A 20,354-nucleotide genomic window follows, 5' to 3' on the forward strand; every position below is an offset into this window, starting at 1 on the left:
GTCTGCTGCGTGATAGCTGTGGTAGGTGCGGCACCGCCTGGGTCAGCGAGGCGGCTGGCGGGCGCGCAATAGCGCGGCATACGCCATGCCGCGCGTTCGTTATGTGTTACCCGGGCGTCGGACCTGAGTCCCGGTGCGGACCTCGGCCCCGGGCGTTGCCTCGTCGTGGCCTAGAAGCCGGCGGCAAGACCGTCGCGGCGGCTGTCGCTGGCCGCCACGTAGCCGCGCTCCGGCTCGTTGCGATCGAGTTGCCAGATGAACTGGCCGGAGCCGAAGTCCATGTACGGATCGTCGACCGACTTGATCGTGTGGCCGAGCTTCTGCAGGCCCTCGGTGGTCTTCGGATCGAGCGTCGACTCGATATCGACCGTGAAGTCGCGGTTGACCTTCCAGCGCGGCGCGTCGCACGCGGCCTGCGGCTGCTGAGCGTAGTCGAGCATGCGCACCACCGTTTGCAGATGGCCTTGCGGCTGCATGTCGCCGCCCATCACGCCGAAGCTCATCACCGCTTGCTGCTGGCCGTTCACCTGCTGCGTGAGGAACGCCGGGATGATCGTGTGGAACGGCCGCTTGCCGCCCTCGACGACGTTCGGCGACTTCGGATCCATCGAGAAGCCGCAGCCGCGGTTCTGCAGCGCGATGCCGCTGTCCGGCACCACCACACCCGAGCCGAAGCCCATGTAGTTCGACTGGATGAAGCTGACCATCATGCCGCTCTCGTCCGCGGCCGACATGTAGATGGTGCCGCCCGCCTTCGGCATGCCGAAGTCGAAGTGCGTCGCCCGCTTCGGATCGATCAGCTTCGCGCGCGAGCTCAGGTACGCGTCGTCGAGCATCTGCTCGGGCGTGACTTCCATCGACCGCGGATCGGCCACATAGCGATACAGGTCGGCAAACGCGAGCTTCATCGCTTCGATCTGCAGATGCTGCGACTCGACGCTATCGACCTTCAGCGACTTCACGTCGAACTTCTCGAGGATGCCGAGCGCAACCAGCGCCGCGATGCCCTGGCCGTTCGGCGGAATCTCATGCACGGTGTAGCCGCGATAGTCCTTGCCGATCGGCTCGACCCAGTCCGCGCGGTAGTTGCGGAGATCGTCGGCGCTCAGCGCGGCGCCGCCTTCGCGCGCGAACGCGGCGATCCGCTCGGCGATCTCGCCTTCGTAGTACGCGCGCGGACCCTGCTCGGCGATCAGGCGCAGCGTCTTCGCGTGACCGGGCAAGCGCACCAGCTCGCTGACCTCAGGCGCGCGTCCGCGCGGCATGAAGGTCTGCGCGAAGCCCGGCTGATCCTTCAGTTCCGGCACCGCGGCCGCCCATTTGTAGGCGACGATGCTCGCCACCGCGTGACCGCGCTCGGCGATCTCGATAGCCGGCTCCATCAGCTCGGCGAACGGCAGCTTGCCGAACTTCTGGTGCAGCGCTTCCCAACCGGCGATCACGCCCGGCACCGTGACGGCGTCCCAGCCCCGCTTCGGCTGTTTCGCGAAGCCGTTTTCCTCGCCGTATTTGCGCTTGAAGTAATCGACGTTCCACGCAGCCGGCGACACGCCCGACGCGTTCAGACCATGCAGCTTCTTGCCGTCCCACACGAGCGCGAACGCGTCGCCGCCCAGGCCGCACGACACCGGCTCGACCACCGTGATCGCTGCGGCGGCCGCGATGGCCGCGTCGACGGCATTGCCGCCCTTCCACAACATGCGCAGCCCGGCCTGCGCCGCGAGCGGATGCGAGGTCGAAACGATATTGCGTGCGAATACGGGCAGACGTTGCGTCGGATAAGGGTTTTGCCAGTTGCTGAAGCCAGTCATGTCGAACACTCTCGAAAGCGCGGGCCGGCACGAAAAAGTCGCCGGACATCATGGGAAAGGTTGTAAAGCAGGTAAATCGCGGAACCCAGGATTGCATCGCGAAGGGCGCCAAAAAACAAATTCATTTATCAAATGAATAAATGCGTATTGCACCTGAATGAAGGTTCGAGCAGGTTCGGAGCATTCGCGGCGAGTTGGCGGACAAGGGGCGCGATGGTTTTACAATAGCCGCAATCGTGTTCGTCGACGGCGGGCTTTCTGCCAGCCGCTCGATGATCACGACGGACCACGCCGACACGACAGCCACCACCCGAGACACATGACACGAGACCCCCGCCTGACTCTCAACGCCCGGCAACAGGAATTGCTGGAGTGGGTGCAACGCGACGGCTTCGTGACCGTGGACGACCTCGCGAGCCACTTCGACGTCACCCCGCAGACGATCCGCCGCGACGTCAACTGGCTCGCCGATATGAATCTGCTGCGCCGCTATCACGGCGGCGCCAGTCTGCCGACCAGTTCCGAGAACGTCTCCTACACCGCGCGCCAGCGCATGTTTCATGAAGAGAAAAGACGCATCGCGGCGCTAGTCGCCACTCACATTCCCGATCAGGCATCGCTCTTCATCAACCTCGGCACGACCACCGAGGAAGTGGCACGCGCGCTGAACCGCCACCGTGGACTGCGCGTGATCACGAACAATCTGAACGTCGCGAGCATGATGAGCGGCTACCCGGATTGCGAAGTGCTGGTGACGGGGGGCATCGTGCGGCCGTGGGATAAGGGCATCGTCGGTGAACTGGCGATCGACTTCATCCGGCAGTTCAAAGTCGATTTCGCGATCATCGGCACGTCGAGCATCGAAACGGACGGTACGCTGCGCGATTTCGACACGCGCGAAGTGCGTGTCGCCGAGGCGATCATCGAGCACGCACGCACCGTGTTCCTCGCCGCGGATCACTCCAAGTTTGGCCGCCCGGCGCTAGTTCGCCAGGGACATCTGGAGCAGATCGACGCATTGTTCACCGACGCCGCGCCGGCCGCCGACATGGCCGAAGCGCTGAACGCCGCGAATTGTCAAATCTATATCGCCGGATAATTCCAGGCGATCTCCGCCATGCTGCGGCGCACGCAAAACCTCGCGTGAAATCAAGAATCTGGCTGCGGGGCCGGACCGCCTATCGCGCGACCAATTGTCAAATGGAAAATTTACGGGGACCAGGTTGGCGTTTCATCGGTGCTCGCCTACACTCCAGTTCCCCAACGTGCGTTGCGAGTTTCGCACGGCGTCGGTTTGTGAATCTGTCGTGTAAGCCGTACCTCCCGCCCTGATCCTTAGCGGACCCCGCCCCGGCCTGCCGGTCGACTGCAAGGCTGTCCGCAATTTGCTGACATGGAGAGAACGATGCTGAGTCCGCATGAATTCGCCACGTTGTTACTCGTCAAGGACGCCCCCAACCAGGTCGAAATGGACCGAGAAGAACTCGATGCGTTGCTCGAACGCCAACTGGTGCAACTCGAGCGCCTCGCATCGGGCAACGAAGAATGGCGCGTGACCGAAACCGGCGACACCGCATTGCGGGCCATCAAACGTTTTTCCTGAGATTTCCTGTCGTTCGATCCGAGAGCCGTTGGCGGCGTATCCGCGCCGCCCTGGCGGATGTGCCGCGCGCTTCGCTCGCGACTACCGGTCTCGTATCGTCCAATTCCCCTGACAGCGGGCCACCTTCGCGGCCCTTTGTTGTGCGCATCTCATTTACACAGTAAATTCACGCGACGGACTTCCCCGCCCTCGCGCATGCCCAAGACGCTCTCCGCCGACGACATCCAGCAGTATCGCGAAGCCATGCGACGCGTCGCCGAAAACGCATTTGCGACCCGCGGCGCGCAAGGCGTGACGATGCGCGAACTGGCGAAGGAGCTCGGCTGCAGCGCGATGACACCGTATCGCTATTTCCGCGACAAGGAAGAAATTCTGGCGATGGTCCGCGCCGCCGCGTTCAACCGCTTCGCCGCGCGCCTCGAAGCGGCCGCGCGCGGCATCCCCGCGAACGCCCCCGCCATCGATCACAGCGCCGTCAGCCGGGCCTACGTCGACTTCGCGCTCGATGAACCGCACGCCTACCGTTTGATGTTCGATCAGACGCCGCAACAGCGAGGCGCTTACCCTGAACTGACCGCGGCGTCGCAGCGCGCGTGGCGTCTGCTGGAAGCGCACTTCGAGCGGCTCGTCGAGGCGGGTATTCTCGAAGGCGATCCGCGCCTGATCGGCTATACGTACTGGACGAGCCTGCACGGCTTCACGATGCTCGCGCTCGCGAACCAGCTACCGCCGTCGGCCGCGCCACAGGCGGATTCCGCCGGCGACGGAGCGCCGCAGCCGTCACGTGAAGCCGTGTTCGCGCAGCTTTTGCGCATGCTGTGGCGCGGAGCGTTGGCGCCGCACAAGTGAACCGGCTCGCCGGTCAACCCGCTGCTGCTTACCCGTTACGCAAGGTCGGATCGGCACTCGCACGCCAGCTGATCGCCCTTGCGCGCTGCTCGTTGAAGAACTCGACCCACTGATTGCGCACCTTCGGATCGCTGCTCGTCGCCTCGCTCGCATGGCGCTGCGCGATCGATGCCTGGAACGCGCAGAAGTCGTCATTCGACAGCCGGCCGCGCCGGTTCGCCACATAGGCATCGAAGAACGTCTCATAGACGTTCTGCGCGTCGCTGCCGTAGTCGACGGTTTGCGGCGAGCACATCTTTTGTAACGCCTCGAACGACGTTGCGCCCCTCGTCCCTTCCAGACTCGGCGTACTCACGCATCCCGCCAGAAGCGCCGCCGCGCCGATCATCAAAAGTCCACGCATACATCACCTCGAAATGGCTGCTACCGAGAGTATCGTCCGCGGTCGCGCGTTGTGCCACTCCCGTGCCACTCGATCCCGGCTCGCTCGGGTCGAAGCGAACTTTACTTTTTCGAATATGTTCATTAAAGTTCGAAAACGAACATGCTTCGTTCAATTAGTTTTCCAACTTACTCCCAGATTCGATGCAGAGGCTCACCAGGTGACGCAAGGCACGAAATACGATTTGCTCGTCGTCGGTGGCGGGATCAACGGCGCCGGCATCGCCCGCGACGCGGCCGGCCGCGGCCTGGCGGTGCTGCTGTGCGAGCAGGACGATCTGGCCGCGCACACCTCGTCGGCGAGTACCAAGCTGATCCACGGCGGCCTGCGCTACCTCGAGTACCGCGAGTTCGGGCTCGTGCGCAAGGCGCTGCAGGAGCGCGAGACGCTGCTGCGCGCGGCGCCGCACATCATCTGGCCGCTGCGCTTCGTGATGCCGCATATGCCGGATCTGCGCCCCGCCTGGCTGATCCGCGCGGGTCTGTTCCTGTACGACCATCTGGCCAAACGTGAGCTGCTGCCGGGCTCGCGCGGCATCGTGATGAGCCGGCATCCGGCCGGCGCGCCGCTCGTCGAAACGATCAAGCGCGGCTTCGTTTATTCGGACGGCTGGGTCAACGACGCGCGCCTCGTCGTCCTGAACGCGCTCGACGCGCACGAGCGCTGCGCGACGATCCTCACCCGTACGAAACTGGTCAACGCAGAGCGCGCCGGCGGCGAATGGCGCGCGCAACTGCAACGCGCGGACGGCACGACGCTCGACGTGCGCGCCGCCGCGATCGCCAACGCGGCGGGCCCGTGGGTCGGCGAGCTGCTGAAGGGCGCGCTCGGCCGGCCATCGGCGCATAGCGTGCGGCTCGTCAAGGGCAGCCACATCGTCACGCGGCGCCTGTTCGAGCACGACCACGCGTACATCTTCCAGAACGCCGATAAGCGGATCATCTTCGCGATTCCCTACGAGCACGACTACACGCTGATCGGCACCACCGACCTCGAATATCGCGGCGACCCGTCGCAAGTCGCGATCGACGCCAACGAAACGCAGTATCTGTGCGATTCGATCAACCGCTACTTCAGGCAGAAGATCTCGCCGGCCGACGTGCGCTGGAGCTATTCGGGCGTACGCCCGCTGCTGGAGGACGAGAACGCGGACAATCCGTCGGCGGTCACGCGCGACTACTCGCTCGAACTCGACGCGCCCGCGGAACAGGCGCCGCTGCTGTCGGTGTTCGGCGGCAAGATCACGACGTTTCGCAAGCTCGCCGAGCAGGCCGTCGATACGCTCACCGACGCGCTGCGCCACGGCGGGTCCGCGTGGACCGTCGACGCGCCGCTGCCGGGCGGCGACATCGCACAGGCGAACTTCAATCGCTTCCTCGGTGAGTTCTCGCGCGAGCATGCGTGGCTGCCGGCGTCGCTCGCGCATCGGCTCGCGCGCGCGTATGGCACGCGCGCGAATCGCGTGATCGGCCTCGCGCGCTCGCGCGCCGAGCTCGGTCGCGAGTTCGCGCCGGGACTGCACGAAGCCGAACTGGTTTATCTGCGCGATACCGAATGGGCCCGCACCGCGCAGGACGTGCTGTGGCGGCGCTCGAAGCTCGGCCTGCACGTCGAGCCGGGCACGCTCGATGAGGTTACGCGCGAGATCGACGCGTGGTTCGCGCACGAACCGGCCCGGCAGAGCGCGTAGGCCGCCCGGCCGGGCAAACTGGCATGCCCCGACAAAAGCGGCTGCAAACACAACACGGCGCCAATGCCGGGTGAAGCAAACGGCGCGAGCCCGTAGAAACGGCGCACGCCATCCGCGCGTCCCGGGCCGGCCCCACCGCAGCTTCGGCTGGACGACACCGGCATGCGCCCTCACACTATGGCGGCCCGCTCACGACAACACGCCGCTCGCATCGCCGGCCAGCAATCCGGCGATCCGTAACATGCATGGAGAAGAGACAATGCTGGATCAGTACGTTCTCGCGCTTGACCAAGGCACCACCAGCTCGCGCGCGATGCTGTTCGACCGGCGCGGCAACGTCGTGTCGAGCGCACAAAAGGAATTCCAGCAGATCTACCCGCACCCGGGCTGGGTCGAGCACGATCCGCAGGAAATCTGGTCGACGCAGGCTGGCGTCGCCGCCGAGGCGGTCACTCGAGCCGGCATGAACGGCACGTCGATCGCGGCGATCGGCATCACGAACCAGCGCGAAACCACGATCGTGTGGGATCGCGAAACCGGCCATCCGATCTACAACGCGATCGTCTGGCAGGACCGCCGCACCGCCGACTTCTGCGACGACCTGAAAGCGCAGGGTCTCGAAGCGAGCGTGCGCGCGAAGACCGGCTTGCCGATCGACTCGTATTTCTCGGCGACCAAAATCCGCTGGATTCTCGACAACGTCGAAGGCGCGCGCGAAAAAGCGCGTCAGGGCCGGCTCGCGTTCGGCACCGTCGACAGCTGGCTGATGTGGAATTTCACGAAGGGCGCGCTGCACGTCACCGACGTGACCAACGCGTCGCGCACGATGCTGTTCAACATCCACACCCTGAAGTGGGACGACGAACTGCTCGCCGCGCTCGACATTCCGCGCAGCATGCTGCCGCAAGTACGGCCGTCGTCGGAGGTGTATGGACCGACGGTGACCACCGTGTTCGCGTCGAAGATTCCACTCGCGGGCATCGCCGGCGATCAGCACGCCGCGCTGTTCGGCCAGATGTGCACCGAGTCCGGCATGGTCAAGAACACCTACGGCACCGGCTGCTTCCTCGTGATGAACACGGGCGCCAAACCGATCGAATCGAACAACAATCTCGTCACGACGATCGCCTGGCAGATCGGCGAGCGTATCGACTACGCGCTCGAAGGCAGCATCTTCATCGGCGGCGCCGTGGTGCAGTGGCTGCGCGACGGCCTCGGCATCATCAGGAACGCGGCGGAAATCGAAACGCTCGCGCGCGGCGTGCCGCATTGCGACGGCGTGTATCTCGTGCCCGCGTTCGCCGGCCTCGGCGCGCCGCACTGGAACGCGCATGCGCGCGGCACGCTGTTCGGCGTCACGCGCGGCACGACCTCCGCGCATCTCGCGCGCGCGGCGCTCGATTCGATCGCCTATCAATCGCTCGACGTGCTGAAGGCGATGGAAGCCGACTCGGGCATTCGCATCGGCGAGTTGCGCGTGGATGGCGGCGCCTGCGCGAACAACCTGCTGATGCAGTTCCAGGCGGACATCCTCGGCGTCGACACGGTGCGCCCCCAGGTGTCCGAGACCACCGCACTCGGCGCCGCCTATCTGGCCGGTCTTGCGGTGGGCTACTGGAAGGACATCGACGAGTTGAAAAGCCAGTGGAAGCTCGAGCACCGCTTCACGCCGGCGCTACCGCATGCGGAGGTCAGGGCCTGCCTCGATGGCTGGCAGCGCGCGATCCGCGCGGCGAAGGCCTGGGCCGATACGCCGTAAGGCCGCGGGCACGCAGAACGCCAAAAGGACGCGGTCCGAAAGTACGTATGATGACGCTTTTCATCCCGGCGCGCGGGCCCGCAACCCGCCGCCCGCGCGCTTTGCGCTTACCGTTTTTCAGGCATGATCGACCACCTCATCTGTGACTGCGACGGCGTGCTCGTCGACAGTGAAGTCATCGCCGATCGCGTGATGTTCGACACGCTGACGGCCACCTTCCCCGGCATCGATTTCGCCCCCGTCGTCAAAACCGCGTTCGGCCAGCAAACCTCGCGCTTTCTCGCCGGCCTCGAAACGCAGTTCGACATTACGCTGCCTGTGAACTTCCTCGACACGATCGAGCACCATGTCGAGCTCGCGCTCGCCGCGTCGCTCGGTCCGATCCACGGCGTGCGCGACGCGCTGCAACGCGTGACGCTGCCGGCTGCGGTCGTGTCGAACAGCCGTATGTCGCGCGTCGCCGCATCGGTACGGCGCGCGGGTCTGCAGCAGATTTTCGGCGAGCGCGTGTTCAGCGCCGAGCAGGTCGCGCGGCCGAAGCCGTATCCAGACGTCTATCTGTTCGCGGCCACGACGCTTGGCGTCGTGCCGGCGCGTTGCCTCGTCGTCGAGGACAGCGTCGCGGGGTTGAACGCGGCGCGCGCGGCCGGCATGAAGACGATCGCGTTCGTCGGCGCGAGCCATATTCCGGACGGCTACGCGGATGCGCTGCGCGCGATGGGTATCACGCGAATCATCAAGCATATGGATGAACTGCCGGCGCTCATCGAGGCGGGCGTGCGCGGCGAATTCGGCGACGTGCAGTCGTAGCGGTTTTGCGCAACGCCGATAAAAAAAACCGGTTCTTCGGAAGAAGAACCGGTTTTTTGCGTCATGGCGTCGCGTGCCGCTCGATGGACGGCCCGTCAAGCCTCGTCCATCGCGCCCTCGCGCACCTGCGCGAGCGACTCGCGAAACTCGACCAGCTCGGCGATCGTCAGCATCGGCAGATCGTGTTGCGCGGCGAAGCGCTCGACGTCCGCGCCGCGCGTCATCGTGCCGTCGGCGCTCATCAGTTCGCACAGCACGCCGGCCGGCTTCAGGCCCGCGAGAATCGCCAGATCGACGGTGCCTTCGGTGTGGCCGCGCCGCGCCAGCACGCCGCCCGGCATCGCGCGCAGCGGGAACACGTGGCCGGGGCGCACGATGTCGGCGGGTTTGGCCGTATCGGCGATCGCGGCGCGGATCGTGGTCACGCGATCCTGCGCGGACACGCCGGTGCTGACGCCTTCGCGCGCTTCGATCGACACCGTGAACGCGGTGCCGTGACGGCTTTCGTTGTTGACGGCCATCGGCGGCAGTTCGAGCGCGCGGATCCTGTCATCGGGCAGGCACAGGCAGACGATGCCGCTGCATTCCCGGATCAGCAGCGCCATTGTTTCGACCGACAGGCGCTCGGCCGCGACGATCAGATCGGCTTCGTTCTCGCGGTCGTGGTCGTCCTGCAGCACCACGGCACGGCCCTCGCGCAGCGCCTGCAAGGCGGCGGCGATACGCGGCGGAACGGCTTCGGTGGCAAGCAGCGGGAGATCGGCGAAGGCATCGTCTGCAATCGTCGACGGAGCAGGAAAAGTAGCAAAGGACATAGTTGAAACGCTCATCGCAAAAGTTGGGCGAGAAACGTTTCAGGGCATTGCAAACAGACTGACACGCGCCGCCCAGGCGCCGCGCGGAAGCGGACGCTGATACGCCACCCGGCTACAGGCGGCGTCGCGGAACGCACATGACTATCTGCACATCTTCTTCCATCCGGACTATGACCGTCGGCTCTGGCTTCTGACCAGATCTGCTGACCCCGCTCCTGTCTGCGCTATGCCGAAGGCTAAGCGATGCGGGCGCTCGCGGGCTTGCCGGCTCACGCTGTCGCGCTGCCGGCCCACCGCCGGTGGGGAATTTCACCCCGCCCTGAAGACGCACTGATTGCCGGTTCGACCGGCGGGCGAAGCATACAACAGTCGCGCGAGCGCTGCAGCGCGACGAACAAAGACCCTACTCATTGCATTTGACCTGCATCGACGCCCTGACCCGTGCTTGAACCTCGGACGCCGTCGATTCTCAACCCGGCACACCTTCGCGTGCGGCTTCGTCGCGTGCGGCGCCCGCGGCCGGCACTTCCCAGCGCGGCGGCGTCTCAGCCCGCAGCGTCACGCGAAACGCGCGCGCCTCGGTGTCGCCGGGATTGCGCAGGCTGTGCGGCTGGTCGGCGTCGAACACGAGCGCGTCGCCGGTCGCGAGCAGTTGACGCTGGTCGTGCACGCTGACTTCGAGCGTACCGTCGCTGACCACCAGATTCACCGTCGTGCCAGGCGCGCGGCGCACGCCCGCTTCGGTATGCAGCGGGGCGATCCGCAGTTCGTGAAACTCGGCGGCGATCGACTCGTCGTCGGGACACAGCGGCCGCACCGAGTAGCGACCGTTCGCGCTGACCACGCGGGCCGAGCGCTCGGCCGGCAGATGCTCGAAGCCGTTGGTCGCGTGACGCCGCAGGAACGCCGCCACCGACACCTTCAGCGCCGCCGAGACCTTGCACAGCACCTTGATCGACGGCACGCTGCGCGCCGATTCGATCTGCGCGAGCATCGCGCGCGACACGCCTGACGCGCGCGCCAGCGCATCGAGCGAAAGCTGCCGTTCGGCGCGCAACCGCGCCAGATTCACGCCGACCAGCTGTTCGAGCGCATCGAAGGGTTCGGCGGAGCGTGGCGCCGCGTCGGTGTCGGCAGACGGATCGCGGACCAGCGCGAGCGGGGAATGCATATTGGCCTCCAGAGCGCCGCCAGGCGGCGCAAGAGCAGTAAGTGGAAGCAAGATAGCATCGGCTTTCGCCGCACCCAACGAAGTTATCTTCACACTGTTATCAGCATGGCGGAGGCAAGCAACTGACGACTCACGCGCTTTGCGCGAGCGCGCGCGCCGGCGCATCCATGCGCGCCGCGAACCACGTCAGCAGCAGCGCGGCAACGCTGACCGCGGCGGCAACCCACGGCAAGGTATCGAGCGCGTGACCGTGATTGATCACGAGACCGCCGAGCCACGCACCCGCCGCATTGCCGACGTTGAACGCGCCGATGTTCAGCGTCGATGCGAGATTCGGCGCGGCGGCCGCCTTCTCGACCACGCGCATCTGCAACGGGGGCACCGTCGCGAACGCCGCGATGCCCCACACGAACACCGTGATCGCGGCAGCCGCTTGCGAATGGCTGGTGCGCGCGAAGATCGCCATCACGACCGCGAGCGCGGCGAGAATGCCCATCAGCGACGGCATCAGCGCGCGGTCCGCAAGCTTGCCGCCGACCATGTTGCCGACCGTCAGGCCCACGCCGAACAGCACGAGGATCAGCGTCACGCCGCGCGGCGAAAAACCGCTCACCTGCTCGAGGATCGGCACGATATAGGTGAACACGACGAACACGCCCCCGAAGCCGAGCACCGTCATCGCGAGGGCGCTCCACACTTGCGGGTCTTGCAGCACGCGCACTTCGTGGGCGAGGCCGGCGGGGCCGGTGTCGTGGCGGTTCGGCACCAGCGCGCTGATGCCCGCGAGCGACAGCACGCCGAAGCCGCTGACGATCCAGAACGCCGCCCGCCAGCCGAACTGCTGGCCGATGAAGGTGCCGAACGGCACGCCGAGCACGTTCGCGAGCGTTAGGCCCGTGAACATCAGCGCGATCGCGCTCGCGCGCTTTTCGGCCGGCACGAGCGAGGCCGCGACCACCGCGCCAATGCCGAAGAACGAGCCGTGCGCGAACGAGGTCACGACGCGCGCGATCATCAGCACCGAATAGCCCGGCGCCACCGCGCACAACACATTGCCGACGATGAACACGCCCATCAGCAGCTGCAGCGCGAACTTGCGCGACATCCTGCTCGTGACTACCGCGAGCAGTGGCGCGCCGACCGCGACGCCGAGCGCATAGCCGCTGACGAGCAGGCCAGCGGACGGGATCGACACGGCCAGATCACGCGCCACTTCGGGCAACAGGCCCATGATGACGAATTCGGTGGTACCGATGGCGAATGCGCTAATCGCGAGCGCGAGTAATGGAATGGGCATTTTTCCGCTCCGGGAATGAGGTGGGATCAGGGTTTGGGTTGAAAGACCTGGCGCGCCGCCGTCACGAATTCGATGACGAAGGACAGCAGCGGAGTTTCGACGGCTGCATTGTCGCGGCGTGACGCCAATTTGATAATTGGCGTAGTATTTGAAGCATTTTCAAATTCTGCTTGAAAGCCAGCGATGGATAACCTCGGCGACATCCGCCTCTTCGTCGAAGCGGCGCAGCAAGGCAGCCTGTCGGCGGCGGGCCGCAAGATGGGCCTGACACCCGCCGCGGCGAGCGCGCGGCTCGCGAAACTGGAAGCGAGGCTCAAAGCGCGCCTGTTCGAGCGCACCACGCGGCAGCTACGGCTCACCGAAGAAGGCCGCCTCTACCTGAACTGCTGCCGCCAGGCGCTGCAATCGCTGGACGACGCCGAAGCCGCGCTGCAAGCGGGCCAGGGCGTCGTGCGCGGCAAGGTGCGGGTGTCGGCGACCTCGGACTTCGGCCGCAACCTGCTGATGCACTGGCTCGACGAATTCAACGCGCTGTACCCGGACGTGACGTTCGCGTTGACGCTGTCGGATGCGCTGGCCAATCTCGTGCAGGAGGACATCGATCTGGCGATCCGCTTCGGCGTGCCGCAGGACAGCTCGCTGGTCGCGCGCCGGCTCGCGCCGAACCGGCGGGTGCTGTGCGCATCACCGGAATACGTCGGGCGTCGCGGCGAGCCGAAGGACCCGCTCGACCTCGCCAATTTCGACTGCATCGTGCTCGGCACCGCATCGGGGCCGGCCAGCGAATGGCGCTTCACGCGCGGTGACGAGGTGCAGCACTACAGCGTGCCGTTCGAAGCGGCGCGCGAAACCAACGACGGCGCGGTCGCGCGCGAATGGGCGCTGCGCGGCTACGGCATCGCGATCAAATCGATGTGGGACGTGGAAGCGGACCTGCGCGCCGGCCGCCTGAAGATCCTGCTGCCGGAATGGCGCTACCCCGATGCGCCGCTGCACGCGCTGTATCACCGCAATCGCTTCATGGCGCCGCGCGTGCGCGTGCTGCTCGATTTCCTCGCCGAGCGCTTCGCGCAGGTATCAGATGAACTGGAAAGCCTGCTGGGACTGCCGCCGGACCGGCCAATGAGCGCCGAAACCCCCGTTGCGTGAAGGGCTATAATATGCAGTTACGCTGCAAAGACACGCGCAAGCCGGCCATCACGCTCCGCGCTGCCCCGCGCCGCGGCCTCCTTCACCTTTTTACGACGCCCCCAGGTTAACCACTGCGACCGGCGAAATTCGATGACCAAGAAAGTTTATGTAAAGACCTTTGGCTGCCAGATGAACGAGTACGACTCCGACAAGATGGTCGACGTGCTCGGTGCCGCTGAAGGACTCGTCAAGACCGACACGCCGGAAGACGCCGACGTGATCCTGTTCAATACCTGCTCGGTGCGCGAAAAAGCGCAGGAAAAAGTCTTCTCCGACCTCGGCCGCGTACGCGAGCTGAAGGACGCGAATCCGAATCTGATCATTGGCGTGGGTGGCTGCGTCGCGAGTCAGGAAGGCGCATCGATCGTCGCGCGCGCGCCGTACGTCGATATCGTGTTCGGTCCGCAAACGCTGCACCGCCTGCCGCAGATGATCGACGAGCGCCGCGCGAGCGGCCGCGCGCAGGTCGATATTTCGTTTCCCGAAATCGAGAAGTTCGATCACCTGCCGCCGGCGCGCGTCGAAGGTCCGAGCGCGTTCGTGTCGATCATGGAAGGCTGCAGCAAGTACTGCAGCTACTGCGTCGTGCCGTACACGCGCGGCGAGGAAGTGTCGCGTCCGCTCGACGACGTGCTGACCGAAATCGCCGGCCTCGCCGACCAGGGCGTGCGCGAAGTCACGCTGCTCGGTCAGAACGTGAACGCTTATCGTGGAAAATTCGGCGGCGCGCCGACCGTGGGTTCGACCGAGATCGCCGACTTCGCGACGCTGATCGAATACGTCGCGGACCTCCCCGGCATCGAACGGATCCGCTACACGACGTCGCATCCGAAGGAGTTCACGCAGCGCCTGATCGACACCTACGCGAAGGTGCCGAAGCTCGTCAGCCACCTGCATCTGCCGGTGCAGCACGGCTCCGACCGCATCCTGATGGCGATGAAGCGCGGCTATACCGTGCTCGAGTACAAGTCGGTGATCCGCAAGCTGCGCGCGATCCGCCCGGACCTGTCGCTGTCGACGGACATGATCGTCGGCTTCCCCGGCGAGACCGAGGAAGACTTCGCGAAGATGATGGCGCTCGTCGAAGAGATGAAGTACGACACGAGCTTCTCGTTCATCTACAGCCCGCGTCCCGGTACCCCGGCCGCGAACCTGCACGACGACACGCCGCGCGAGGTGAAGCTCAAGCGCCTGCAACATCTGCAGGCCACGATCGAAGAGAACGTGCGGCGCATCAGCGACGCGATGGTCGGCAAGGTCGAACGCATTCTGGTCGAGCGCCCGGCGCGCAAGGACCCGAACGAGCTCGCGGGCCGCACCGGGAACAACCGCGTCGTCAATTTCCCGGCGCCGGTCGCGTCGCATGCACGGCTGATCGGTCAGATGGTCGACGTGAAGATCGTGCACGCGTATCCGCACTCGCTGCGTGGTGAACTCGTGATGGTTCACGACGACAGCGCCGCGACGACGCATTGAACGACATTCTGAGTACCGCAACCGACAGGATCGACTCACCGCCTTGAAGACCACTCAGCAGCCTCTGGAATTCACCGCACCGCGCGAAGATAACGCGCGGCTCGCCAACCTCTGCGGACCGCTCGACGAGAATCTGCGGCAGATCGAGCAGGCGCTCGACGTGACCCTGCAGCGCCGCGGCCACCGCATCGCGATCCGCGGGCGCGGCGCGAAACTCGCGCTCACCGCGCTCGAAAACTTCTACAACAACGCGCGCGAGCCTTTGTCGGTCGACGACATCCAGCTCGCGCTCATCGAAGTGCGCCATCCGGCGCGTCATCGCCCGAATGGCAACGGCAACGGCAATGGCGACACCGTCGACGCGCACTTCGCCGGCAATCCCGATCACCCGTTCGACCAGCCCGCCGACGCCAATGCGAGCGAGGACGACTTCGAGGAATACGGCCCGAAGCTGTACACGCGACGCGCGGATCTGCGCGGCCGCACGCCGGCGCAGCGCGAGTACCTGAAGCAGATCGTGTCGCACGACGTCACGTTCGGCGTCGGCCCCGCCGGCACCGGCAAGACCTATCTCGCGGTGGCCTGCGCGGTCGACGCGCTCGAGCGCGACCAGGTCAAACGCATCGTGCTGACGCGCCCGGCCGTCGAGGCGGGCGAGCGGCTCGGCTTTTTGCCGGGCGATCTCGCGCAGAAAGTCGATCCGTATCTGCGCCCGCTCTACGACGCGCTGTACGACCTGCTCGGCTTCGACAAAACCGCGAAGATGTTCGAGCGGCAGATGATCGAAATCGCGCCGCTCGCATACATGCGCGGCCGCACGCTGAATCACGCGTTCATCATCCTCGACGAGGCGCAGAACACCACGCCCGAGCAGATGAAGATGTTCCTCACGCGAATCGGCTTCGGCTCGAAGGCGGTCGTCACCGGCGACACGACCCAGGTCGACCTGCCGCGCGGCCAGAAGAGCGGGCTGATCGAAGCGCAACAGGTGCTCGCGAACGTGCGCGGCATTGCGCTCACGCGTTTCACGAGCGCGGACGTGGTGCGGCATCCGCTGGTCGCGCGAATTGTGGAGGCGTACGATGCGCATGCGCAGAAGTCGCCGGCCGCGGTCGATCCGCGCTAAAGCGATGCGCTTCGCAGCGCGAGGCCCGCGTCGCCTCGCCGCAAAAAAAAGACTGAGCCAAGAATGCCACGCATAGAAACCGCATGAGCCGCACCCCGAAACTGACGTTGAGCCTGCAATTCCCCGCCGCCAAAGCCTGGCCGGAACACAAGGCGCTGCTGCCGCGCGCGACGGTGGCCGGCTGGATCAAGGCGGCGCTGTTCGCGGACGGCGAACTGACGGTTCGGTTCATCGACGCCGAAGAAGGCCGCACGCTGAATCGCACCTATCGCGGCAAGGATTACGCGACCAACGTGCTGACCTTCGCCTATGCCGAATCGGAAGATGATCCGGTCACGGGCGATCTGATTCTGTGCTGCCCGGTGGTCGAGAAGGAAGCCGCCGAGCAGGGCAAGCCGCTCGCCGCGCATTACGCGCACCTGCTCGTGCACGGCACGCTGCATGCACAGGGCTACGACCACGAGGTCGAAGAAGAAGCCGAGGAAATGGAAGCGATCGAAACCGAAATCCTCGGCAAGCTCGGCTTTCCGGACCCTTACCAATAGGCGTTCCGGCCCTCCTCGACGCCAGCCCGCCCGAACCCACCGTGAGCACTCCGTCCCCCGAAGCCGATATCCCCGTGCGCTGTCCGGACTACCCGCCGGTGCTCGGCGACTCGCGGCTCCTGACGGACGACGAACTGCGCGCGTCGCTCGAATCCACGTTGCGCGGCTGGGACCGCCAAAGCGATCTGTGGCTGTTCGGCTATGGCTCGCTGATCTGGAACCCGGGCCTGCCGACCGTCGAGGCGATGCGCTCGAAGGTGCACGGCTATCACCGCGGACTCTATCTGTGGTCGCGAGTCAATCGCGGCACGCCAGAGCAGCCCGGCCTCGTGCTCGCGCTCGATCGCGGCGGCTCGTGCACCGGCATGGCCTTCCGGCTCGCGGCCGATGGCTCGAGGCCGCATCTCGAAGCACTGTGGCGCCGCGAAATGCCGATGGGCTCGTACCGTCCCGCGTGGCTGCCGTGCGTGCTCGCGGACGGCCGGCGCGTCGACGCGCTCGCATTCGTGATGCGCCGCGACGTGCCGAGCTACACCGGCAAGCTGCGCGACGACATCATCCAGACCGTGCTGGGCTGCGCGAGCGGCCGCTACGGCACAACCTTCGATTACGTGAGCCGCACCGTGCACGCGCTGCGCGAAAGCGGCATGCCGGACCGCGCGCTCGAAGCGCTGCTCGCGCGCTGCAAGCCGGCCGTGTGAGCGCGGCATCTCGGCGAAAACCCCACCCGCGACTTTTTTGCCAGCGAGCGCTTTTGCCCGCGTAATCGGTTAGGATGATTCCACGCTCCGCCGTCGCGGCAGGGCCGTTTCACCCTGGCTTCGCCAATCGCCGGGCCCGACGGGACACGGTTCCGCCATGCGCCTGGTGTATCCTTAACGCACTGCAACAGCGCGCCCAGTCTCGCCGGGCGCACTACCATGAACGACACGTATCCCAGTCGACGCCATACCGGACGTCAACTCGACAAACCGCAGGAAAAGCGCTCGCTGCTCGAGCGCCTGACTGACTTCATCTCGCCCGAGCCCGACTCGCGCGCCGAACTTCTGGAAATTCTGCAGGACGCGCACGAACGCAACCTGATCGACGCCGACTCGCTGTCGATGATCGAAGGCGTGTTCCAGGTGTCGGAACTGAGCGCACGCGACATCATGGTGCCGCGCGCGCAAATGGACGCGATCAACATCGCGGACAATCCCGCTGAATTCATCCCCTACGTGCTGGACAAGGCGCATTCGCGCTATCCGGTCTACGAGGGCAATCGCGACAACATCATCGGCGTGCTGCTCGCGAAAGATCTGCTGCGCTACTACGCCGAAGAAGAGTTCGACGTGCGCGGCATGCTGCGCCCTGCCGTGTTCATCCCCGAGTCGAAGCGGCTGAACGTGCTGCTGCACGACTTCCGCGTGAACCGCAACCACCTCGCGGTGGTCGTCGACGAGTACGGCGGCGTCGCGGGCCTGATCACGATCGAAGACGTACTGGAGCAGATCGTCGGCGACATCGAGGACGAATACGATTTCGACGAGGAGAGCGGCAACATCATCGCTTCGCCGGACGGACACTTCCGCGTGCGCGCGCTGACCGAGATCGAGCAGTTCAACGACACCTTCGGCACGCATTATTCGGACGACGAAGTCGATACGATCGGCGGGCTGGTCACGCATCACTTCGGCCGGGTGCCGCATCGGGGCGAGAAAGTCCGCCTCGACGACCTGATCTTCGAGATCCTGCGCGGCGACGCCCGCCAGATCCACATGCTGCTGGTGCGCCGCGACCCGCTCGCGGGTCAGCGCGAGCGCGAGTCACAGCACGTGCAGACCTGAGCCGGCGGCTCGGGCCGATGCACGGCCTGAGCGCCCGCGCGCTTTCATTGCCGGCGCATTTGCCAACTCGTTTGCCTACTGAGTTGCCCTTTCAACTACCGACGCCGACCGCGTAACAATGGCCGACCCGATCACTTCCCGTTCGCACCGCGGCGTGAGCGCCCCCGCTCCCGCTCCCACCGAAGACGGCACGCGCAGCCGCGCGCTGCCGCGCTGGCACTACCTCGTCGCACTGGCCGCTGGCGCGGCCAACACGCTGTCGTTCGCGCCGACGCCGCATGGCGGCTGGCTGCAACTCGCGATCTTCGTGTTGTTCTTCGCGTGGCTCACGCGCAGCACCGGCTGGAAAAGCGCCGCGCTGACGGGCGGCGCGTTCGGCTTCGGCAACTTCGTGAGCGGGGTCTGGTGGCTGTATGTGAGCATGCACTACTACGGCGGCATGCCGGCACCGCTCGCTGGCACGGCGCTCGTGCTGTTCTGCCTGTATCTCGCGGTCTATCCGGCGCTCGCCGCGGGGGTGTGGTCGTTCTGCGCGGGCCATGCGCGCAACGGCGCGGCCGACGAGCGCGCGCCATTCTCGCCGACCTGGCACGGCGCGCTCGCCTTTGCGAGCGCGTGGGCGATCGGCGAATGGCTGCGCGGCACGGTGTTCACCGGCTTTCCGTGGCTCGCCACCGGTTATGCGCAGGTCGACGGCCCGTTGGCGGGGTTTGCGCCGGTGGTCGGCGTATATGGCGTCGGTTGGATGGTTGCGCTGACGGCCGCGTTGATCGCGCAGGCGTTGCTGGCGCTGCTGCCGTCGTGGCGCTCCGGGCGGGCGAATGAATCGCTCGAGCCGAACGCCAGCGCCGCTGATGACGCCGGCGGTCGCGCCGCGCGGGGCCGCGGCACGCGCGTCGTCCCCATCGTCGTGCCTGCTGGCGTCGCGCTCGCGCTGCTCGTGATTGGCCTGCTGCTGCCGCTCGTGCAGTGGACCACGCCCGCCAACGCGCCGCTGTCGGTGCGGCTGTTGCAAGGCAACGTGAAGCAGGAGATGAAGTTCGAGGAAGCCGGCTTGCGCGCGGCGGTCGACGAGTATCAGCAGATGATCACGTCGAAGCCGGCCGATCTGATCGTCACGCCGGAAACCGCGATCCCCGTGCTCGCGCAGCAGCTTCCGCCGAACTTCGCGACCGCGATCCGCCAGTTCACGGATTCGACCGGCAGCTCGCTGCTGTTCGGCGCGATCGGCGGCACGATCACGCCGGACGGCCGGGTGGTCGACTACACCAACAGCCTGTTCGGCATCACGCCCGGCTCGCACGAGATTTATCGCTACGACAAGCACCATCTGGTACCGTTCGGCGAATTCGTGCCGTGGGGCTTCCGCTGGTTCGTGAACCTGATGAACATTCCGCTCGGCGATTTCTTCCGCGGCCCGCCGGTACAAAAGCCGTTCATGGTGCATAACCAGCCGGTCGCGGTGAACATCTGCTACGAGGACATCTTCGGCGAGGAGATCGCGCGCACGCTGCGCGAAAATGCGACGCCCGCCGGCGTGCTGATCAACTCGACCAATCTCGCGTGGTTCGGCGACACGATCGCGCTCGACCAGCATCTGCAGATCGCGCGCATGCGCTCGCTCGAAACCGGCCGGCCGATGCTGCGCGCAACCAACACCGGCATGACCGCCGCGATCGACGCGAACGGCCGCGTGATCGGGCGCCTGACGCCCTACACGGTCGGTTCGCTCGACGTGCGCGTGCAAGGCACCTCAGGCAACACGCCTTACGTGACGAGCGGCAACAACACGGTGCTCGCGGTGTCGGCGCTGCTGCTCGCGTTCGGTTTCGCGTTCGGACCGGGGCTCGCGCGGCGACGCAACGGCAAGCGGTAACGCCGATGCCAAAGGCACGACACCCGCAAAAAAAATGCGCCTGACATGCAGGCGCATTTTTTTCATG

At 65.9% G+C, this 20,354-nt stretch carries 18 protein-coding genes and 1 riboswitch; of the genes, 13 read left to right on the plus strand and 5 right to left on the minus strand.

Annotated elements, in window-relative coordinates:
- Window positions 1–170: 170 nt before the first annotated feature.
- Window positions 171–1,811, minus strand: a complete 1,641-nt coding sequence (ggt, locus tag HDG37_RS20645) for a gamma-glutamyltransferase (RefSeq protein WP_184050851.1) — start codon at window positions 1,809–1,811, stop codon at window positions 171–173.
- 319 nt (window positions 1,812–2,130) lie between these two features.
- Between ggt and HDG37_RS20650 the strand changes: the two genes are divergently transcribed.
- From HDG37_RS20650 to HDG37_RS20660, 3 genes are all read left to right on the plus strand, one after another.
- Window positions 2,131–2,910: a DeoR/GlpR family DNA-binding transcription regulator gene (locus HDG37_RS20650; protein ID WP_184022964.1), complete on the plus strand. Its 780-nt coding sequence runs from the start codon at window positions 2,131–2,133 to the stop codon at window positions 2,908–2,910.
- 306 nt (window positions 2,911–3,216) lie between these two features.
- Complete coding sequence (locus HDG37_RS20655; RefSeq protein WP_167368606.1) at window positions 3,217–3,414, plus strand: hypothetical protein; 198 nt, start codon at window positions 3,217–3,219, stop codon at window positions 3,412–3,414.
- 195 nt (window positions 3,415–3,609) lie between these two features.
- Complete coding sequence (locus tag HDG37_RS20660; protein ID WP_184050853.1) at window positions 3,610–4,263, plus strand: TetR/AcrR family transcriptional regulator; 654 nt, start codon at window positions 3,610–3,612, stop codon at window positions 4,261–4,263.
- A 28-nt stretch (window positions 4,264–4,291) separates the two neighbouring features.
- Here HDG37_RS20660 and HDG37_RS20665 read toward each other — a convergent pair whose 3' ends face one another.
- Window positions 4,292–4,666, minus strand: coding sequence for a hypothetical protein (locus HDG37_RS20665; protein ID WP_184050855.1), 375 nt, complete (start codon window positions 4,664–4,666; stop codon window positions 4,292–4,294).
- 199 nt (window positions 4,667–4,865) lie between these two features.
- Here HDG37_RS20665 and glpD point away from each other — a divergent pair, with 199 nt between their 5' ends.
- The 3 genes from glpD (at window position 4,866) to HDG37_RS20680 (ending at window position 8,964) form a co-directional block, all read left to right on the plus strand.
- A complete protein-coding gene (gene glpD / locus HDG37_RS20670) occupies window positions 4,866–6,395 on the plus strand; it encodes a glycerol-3-phosphate dehydrogenase (RefSeq protein ID WP_184050857.1) in 1,530 nt (509 codons plus the stop codon).
- A 259-nt stretch (window positions 6,396–6,654) separates the two neighbouring features.
- Window positions 6,655–8,154 carry a glycerol kinase GlpK gene (glpK, locus tag HDG37_RS20675; protein ID WP_184050859.1) on the plus strand — a complete coding sequence of 500 codons (1,500 nt, stop codon included), beginning with the start codon at window positions 6,655–6,657 and terminating at the stop codon, window positions 8,152–8,154.
- Window positions 8,155–8,277: 123 nt separating this feature from the next.
- Window positions 8,278–8,964 carry an HAD family phosphatase gene (locus HDG37_RS20680; RefSeq protein WP_184022959.1) on the plus strand — a complete coding sequence of 229 codons (687 nt, stop codon included), beginning with the start codon at window positions 8,278–8,280 and terminating at the stop codon, window positions 8,962–8,964.
- 95 nt (window positions 8,965–9,059) lie between these two features.
- On the opposite strand, the gene ribB is transcribed toward HDG37_RS20680, so the two are convergent.
- The 3 genes from ribB to HDG37_RS20695 all read right to left on the minus strand — a co-directional run bounded on the left by ribB (window position 9,060) and on the right by HDG37_RS20695 (window position 12,247).
- A complete protein-coding gene (gene ribB / locus HDG37_RS20685) occupies window positions 9,060–9,779 on the minus strand; it encodes a 3,4-dihydroxy-2-butanone-4-phosphate synthase (protein WP_184050861.1) in 720 nt (239 codons plus the stop codon).
- Between the two features lie 147 nt (window positions 9,780–9,926).
- A riboswitch (FMN riboswitch) is annotated at window positions 9,927–10,110 on the minus strand.
- A 138-nt stretch (window positions 10,111–10,248) separates the two neighbouring features.
- The gene (locus HDG37_RS20690; protein WP_184050863.1) at window positions 10,249–10,950 is read right to left on the minus strand and encodes a helix-turn-helix domain-containing protein; all 702 of its coding nucleotides are present in this window, start codon (window positions 10,948–10,950) and stop codon (window positions 10,249–10,251) included.
- A gap of 130 nt (window positions 10,951–11,080) precedes the next feature.
- Window positions 11,081–12,247: an MFS transporter gene (locus HDG37_RS20695; RefSeq protein ID WP_184050865.1), complete on the minus strand. Its 1,167-nt coding sequence runs from the start codon at window positions 12,245–12,247 to the stop codon at window positions 11,081–11,083.
- Between the two features lie 183 nt (window positions 12,248–12,430).
- On the opposite strand from HDG37_RS20695, the gene HDG37_RS20700 reads away from it, so the two are divergent.
- From HDG37_RS20700 to lnt, 7 genes are all read left to right on the plus strand, one after another.
- Window positions 12,431–13,396 carry a LysR family transcriptional regulator gene (locus tag HDG37_RS20700; protein WP_184050867.1) on the plus strand — a complete coding sequence of 322 codons (966 nt, stop codon included), beginning with the start codon at window positions 12,431–12,433 and terminating at the stop codon, window positions 13,394–13,396.
- A 132-nt stretch (window positions 13,397–13,528) separates the two neighbouring features.
- Window positions 13,529–14,914: a tRNA (N6-isopentenyl adenosine(37)-C2)-methylthiotransferase MiaB gene (gene miaB / locus HDG37_RS20705; RefSeq protein WP_184050869.1), complete on the plus strand. Its 1,386-nt coding sequence runs from the start codon at window positions 13,529–13,531 to the stop codon at window positions 14,912–14,914.
- Between the two features lie 43 nt (window positions 14,915–14,957).
- A complete protein-coding gene (locus HDG37_RS20710) occupies window positions 14,958–16,040 on the plus strand; it encodes a PhoH family protein (protein ID WP_184050871.1) in 1,083 nt (360 codons plus the stop codon).
- A gap of 83 nt (window positions 16,041–16,123) precedes the next feature.
- Window positions 16,124–16,585 (plus strand): rRNA maturation RNase YbeY, encoded by a 462-nt coding sequence (gene ybeY / locus HDG37_RS20715; RefSeq protein ID WP_184050873.1) that lies wholly within the window; start codon window positions 16,124–16,126, stop codon window positions 16,583–16,585.
- 41 nt (window positions 16,586–16,626) lie between these two features.
- A complete protein-coding gene (locus HDG37_RS20720; RefSeq protein ID WP_090801802.1) occupies window positions 16,627–17,286 on the plus strand; it encodes a gamma-glutamylcyclotransferase in 660 nt (219 codons plus the stop codon).
- A 219-nt stretch (window positions 17,287–17,505) separates the two neighbouring features.
- Window positions 17,506–18,411: an HlyC/CorC family transporter gene (locus tag HDG37_RS20725; RefSeq protein ID WP_018421767.1), complete on the plus strand. Its 906-nt coding sequence runs from the start codon at window positions 17,506–17,508 to the stop codon at window positions 18,409–18,411.
- A gap of 118 nt (window positions 18,412–18,529) precedes the next feature.
- Window positions 18,530–20,287 (plus strand): apolipoprotein N-acyltransferase, encoded by a 1,758-nt coding sequence (lnt, locus tag HDG37_RS20730; RefSeq protein WP_184050875.1) that lies wholly within the window; start codon window positions 18,530–18,532, stop codon window positions 20,285–20,287.
- The last annotated feature ends 67 nt before the right edge of the window (window positions 20,288–20,354 follow it).

It is taken from the genome of Paraburkholderia sp. MM5384-R2 (genome assembly GCF_014201025.1).
Taxonomy (GTDB): Bacteria; Pseudomonadota; Gammaproteobacteria; order Burkholderiales; family Burkholderiaceae; genus Paraburkholderia; species Paraburkholderia tuberum.

What these genes read in the sequence shown, in the direction of transcription:
- HDG37_RS20690 (WP_184050863.1), bottom strand. Translation starts at nt 10,950, where the DNA reads ATGCATTCCCCGCTCGCGCTGGTCCGCGATCCGTCTGCCGACACCGAC.
- HDG37_RS20680 (WP_184022959.1), top strand. Translation starts at nt 8,278, where the DNA reads ATGATCGACCACCTCATCTGTGACTGCGACGGCGTGCTCGTCGACAGT.
- HDG37_RS20695 (WP_184050865.1), bottom strand. Translation starts at nt 12,247, where the DNA reads ATGCCCATTCCATTACTCGCGCTCGCGATTAGCGCATTCGCCATCGGT.
- HDG37_RS20660 (WP_184050853.1), top strand. Translation starts at nt 3,610, where the DNA reads ATGCCCAAGACGCTCTCCGCCGACGACATCCAGCAGTATCGCGAAGCC.
- HDG37_RS20725 (WP_018421767.1), top strand. Translation starts at nt 17,506, where the DNA reads ATGAACGACACGTATCCCAGTCGACGCCATACCGGACGTCAACTCGAC.
- HDG37_RS20650 (WP_184022964.1), top strand. Translation starts at nt 2,131, where the DNA reads ATGACACGAGACCCCCGCCTGACTCTCAACGCCCGGCAACAGGAATTG.
- HDG37_RS20665 (WP_184050855.1), bottom strand. Translation starts at nt 4,666, where the DNA reads ATGCGTGGACTTTTGATGATCGGCGCGGCGGCGCTTCTGGCGGGATGC.
- ybeY (WP_184050873.1), top strand. Translation starts at nt 16,124, where the DNA reads ATGAGCCGCACCCCGAAACTGACGTTGAGCCTGCAATTCCCCGCCGCC.
- ribB (WP_184050861.1), bottom strand. Translation starts at nt 9,779, where the DNA reads ATGTCCTTTGCTACTTTTCCTGCTCCGTCGACGATTGCAGACGATGCC.
- lnt (WP_184050875.1), top strand. Translation starts at nt 18,530, where the DNA reads ATGGCCGACCCGATCACTTCCCGTTCGCACCGCGGCGTGAGCGCCCCC.
- HDG37_RS20700 (WP_184050867.1), top strand. Translation starts at nt 12,431, where the DNA reads ATGGATAACCTCGGCGACATCCGCCTCTTCGTCGAAGCGGCGCAGCAA.
- HDG37_RS20655 (WP_167368606.1), top strand. Translation starts at nt 3,217, where the DNA reads ATGCTGAGTCCGCATGAATTCGCCACGTTGTTACTCGTCAAGGACGCC.
- glpK (WP_184050859.1), top strand. Translation starts at nt 6,655, where the DNA reads ATGCTGGATCAGTACGTTCTCGCGCTTGACCAAGGCACCACCAGCTCG.
- miaB (WP_184050869.1), top strand. Translation starts at nt 13,529, where the DNA reads ATGACCAAGAAAGTTTATGTAAAGACCTTTGGCTGCCAGATGAACGAG.
- ggt (WP_184050851.1), bottom strand. Translation starts at nt 1,811, where the DNA reads ATGACTGGCTTCAGCAACTGGCAAAACCCTTATCCGACGCAACGTCTG.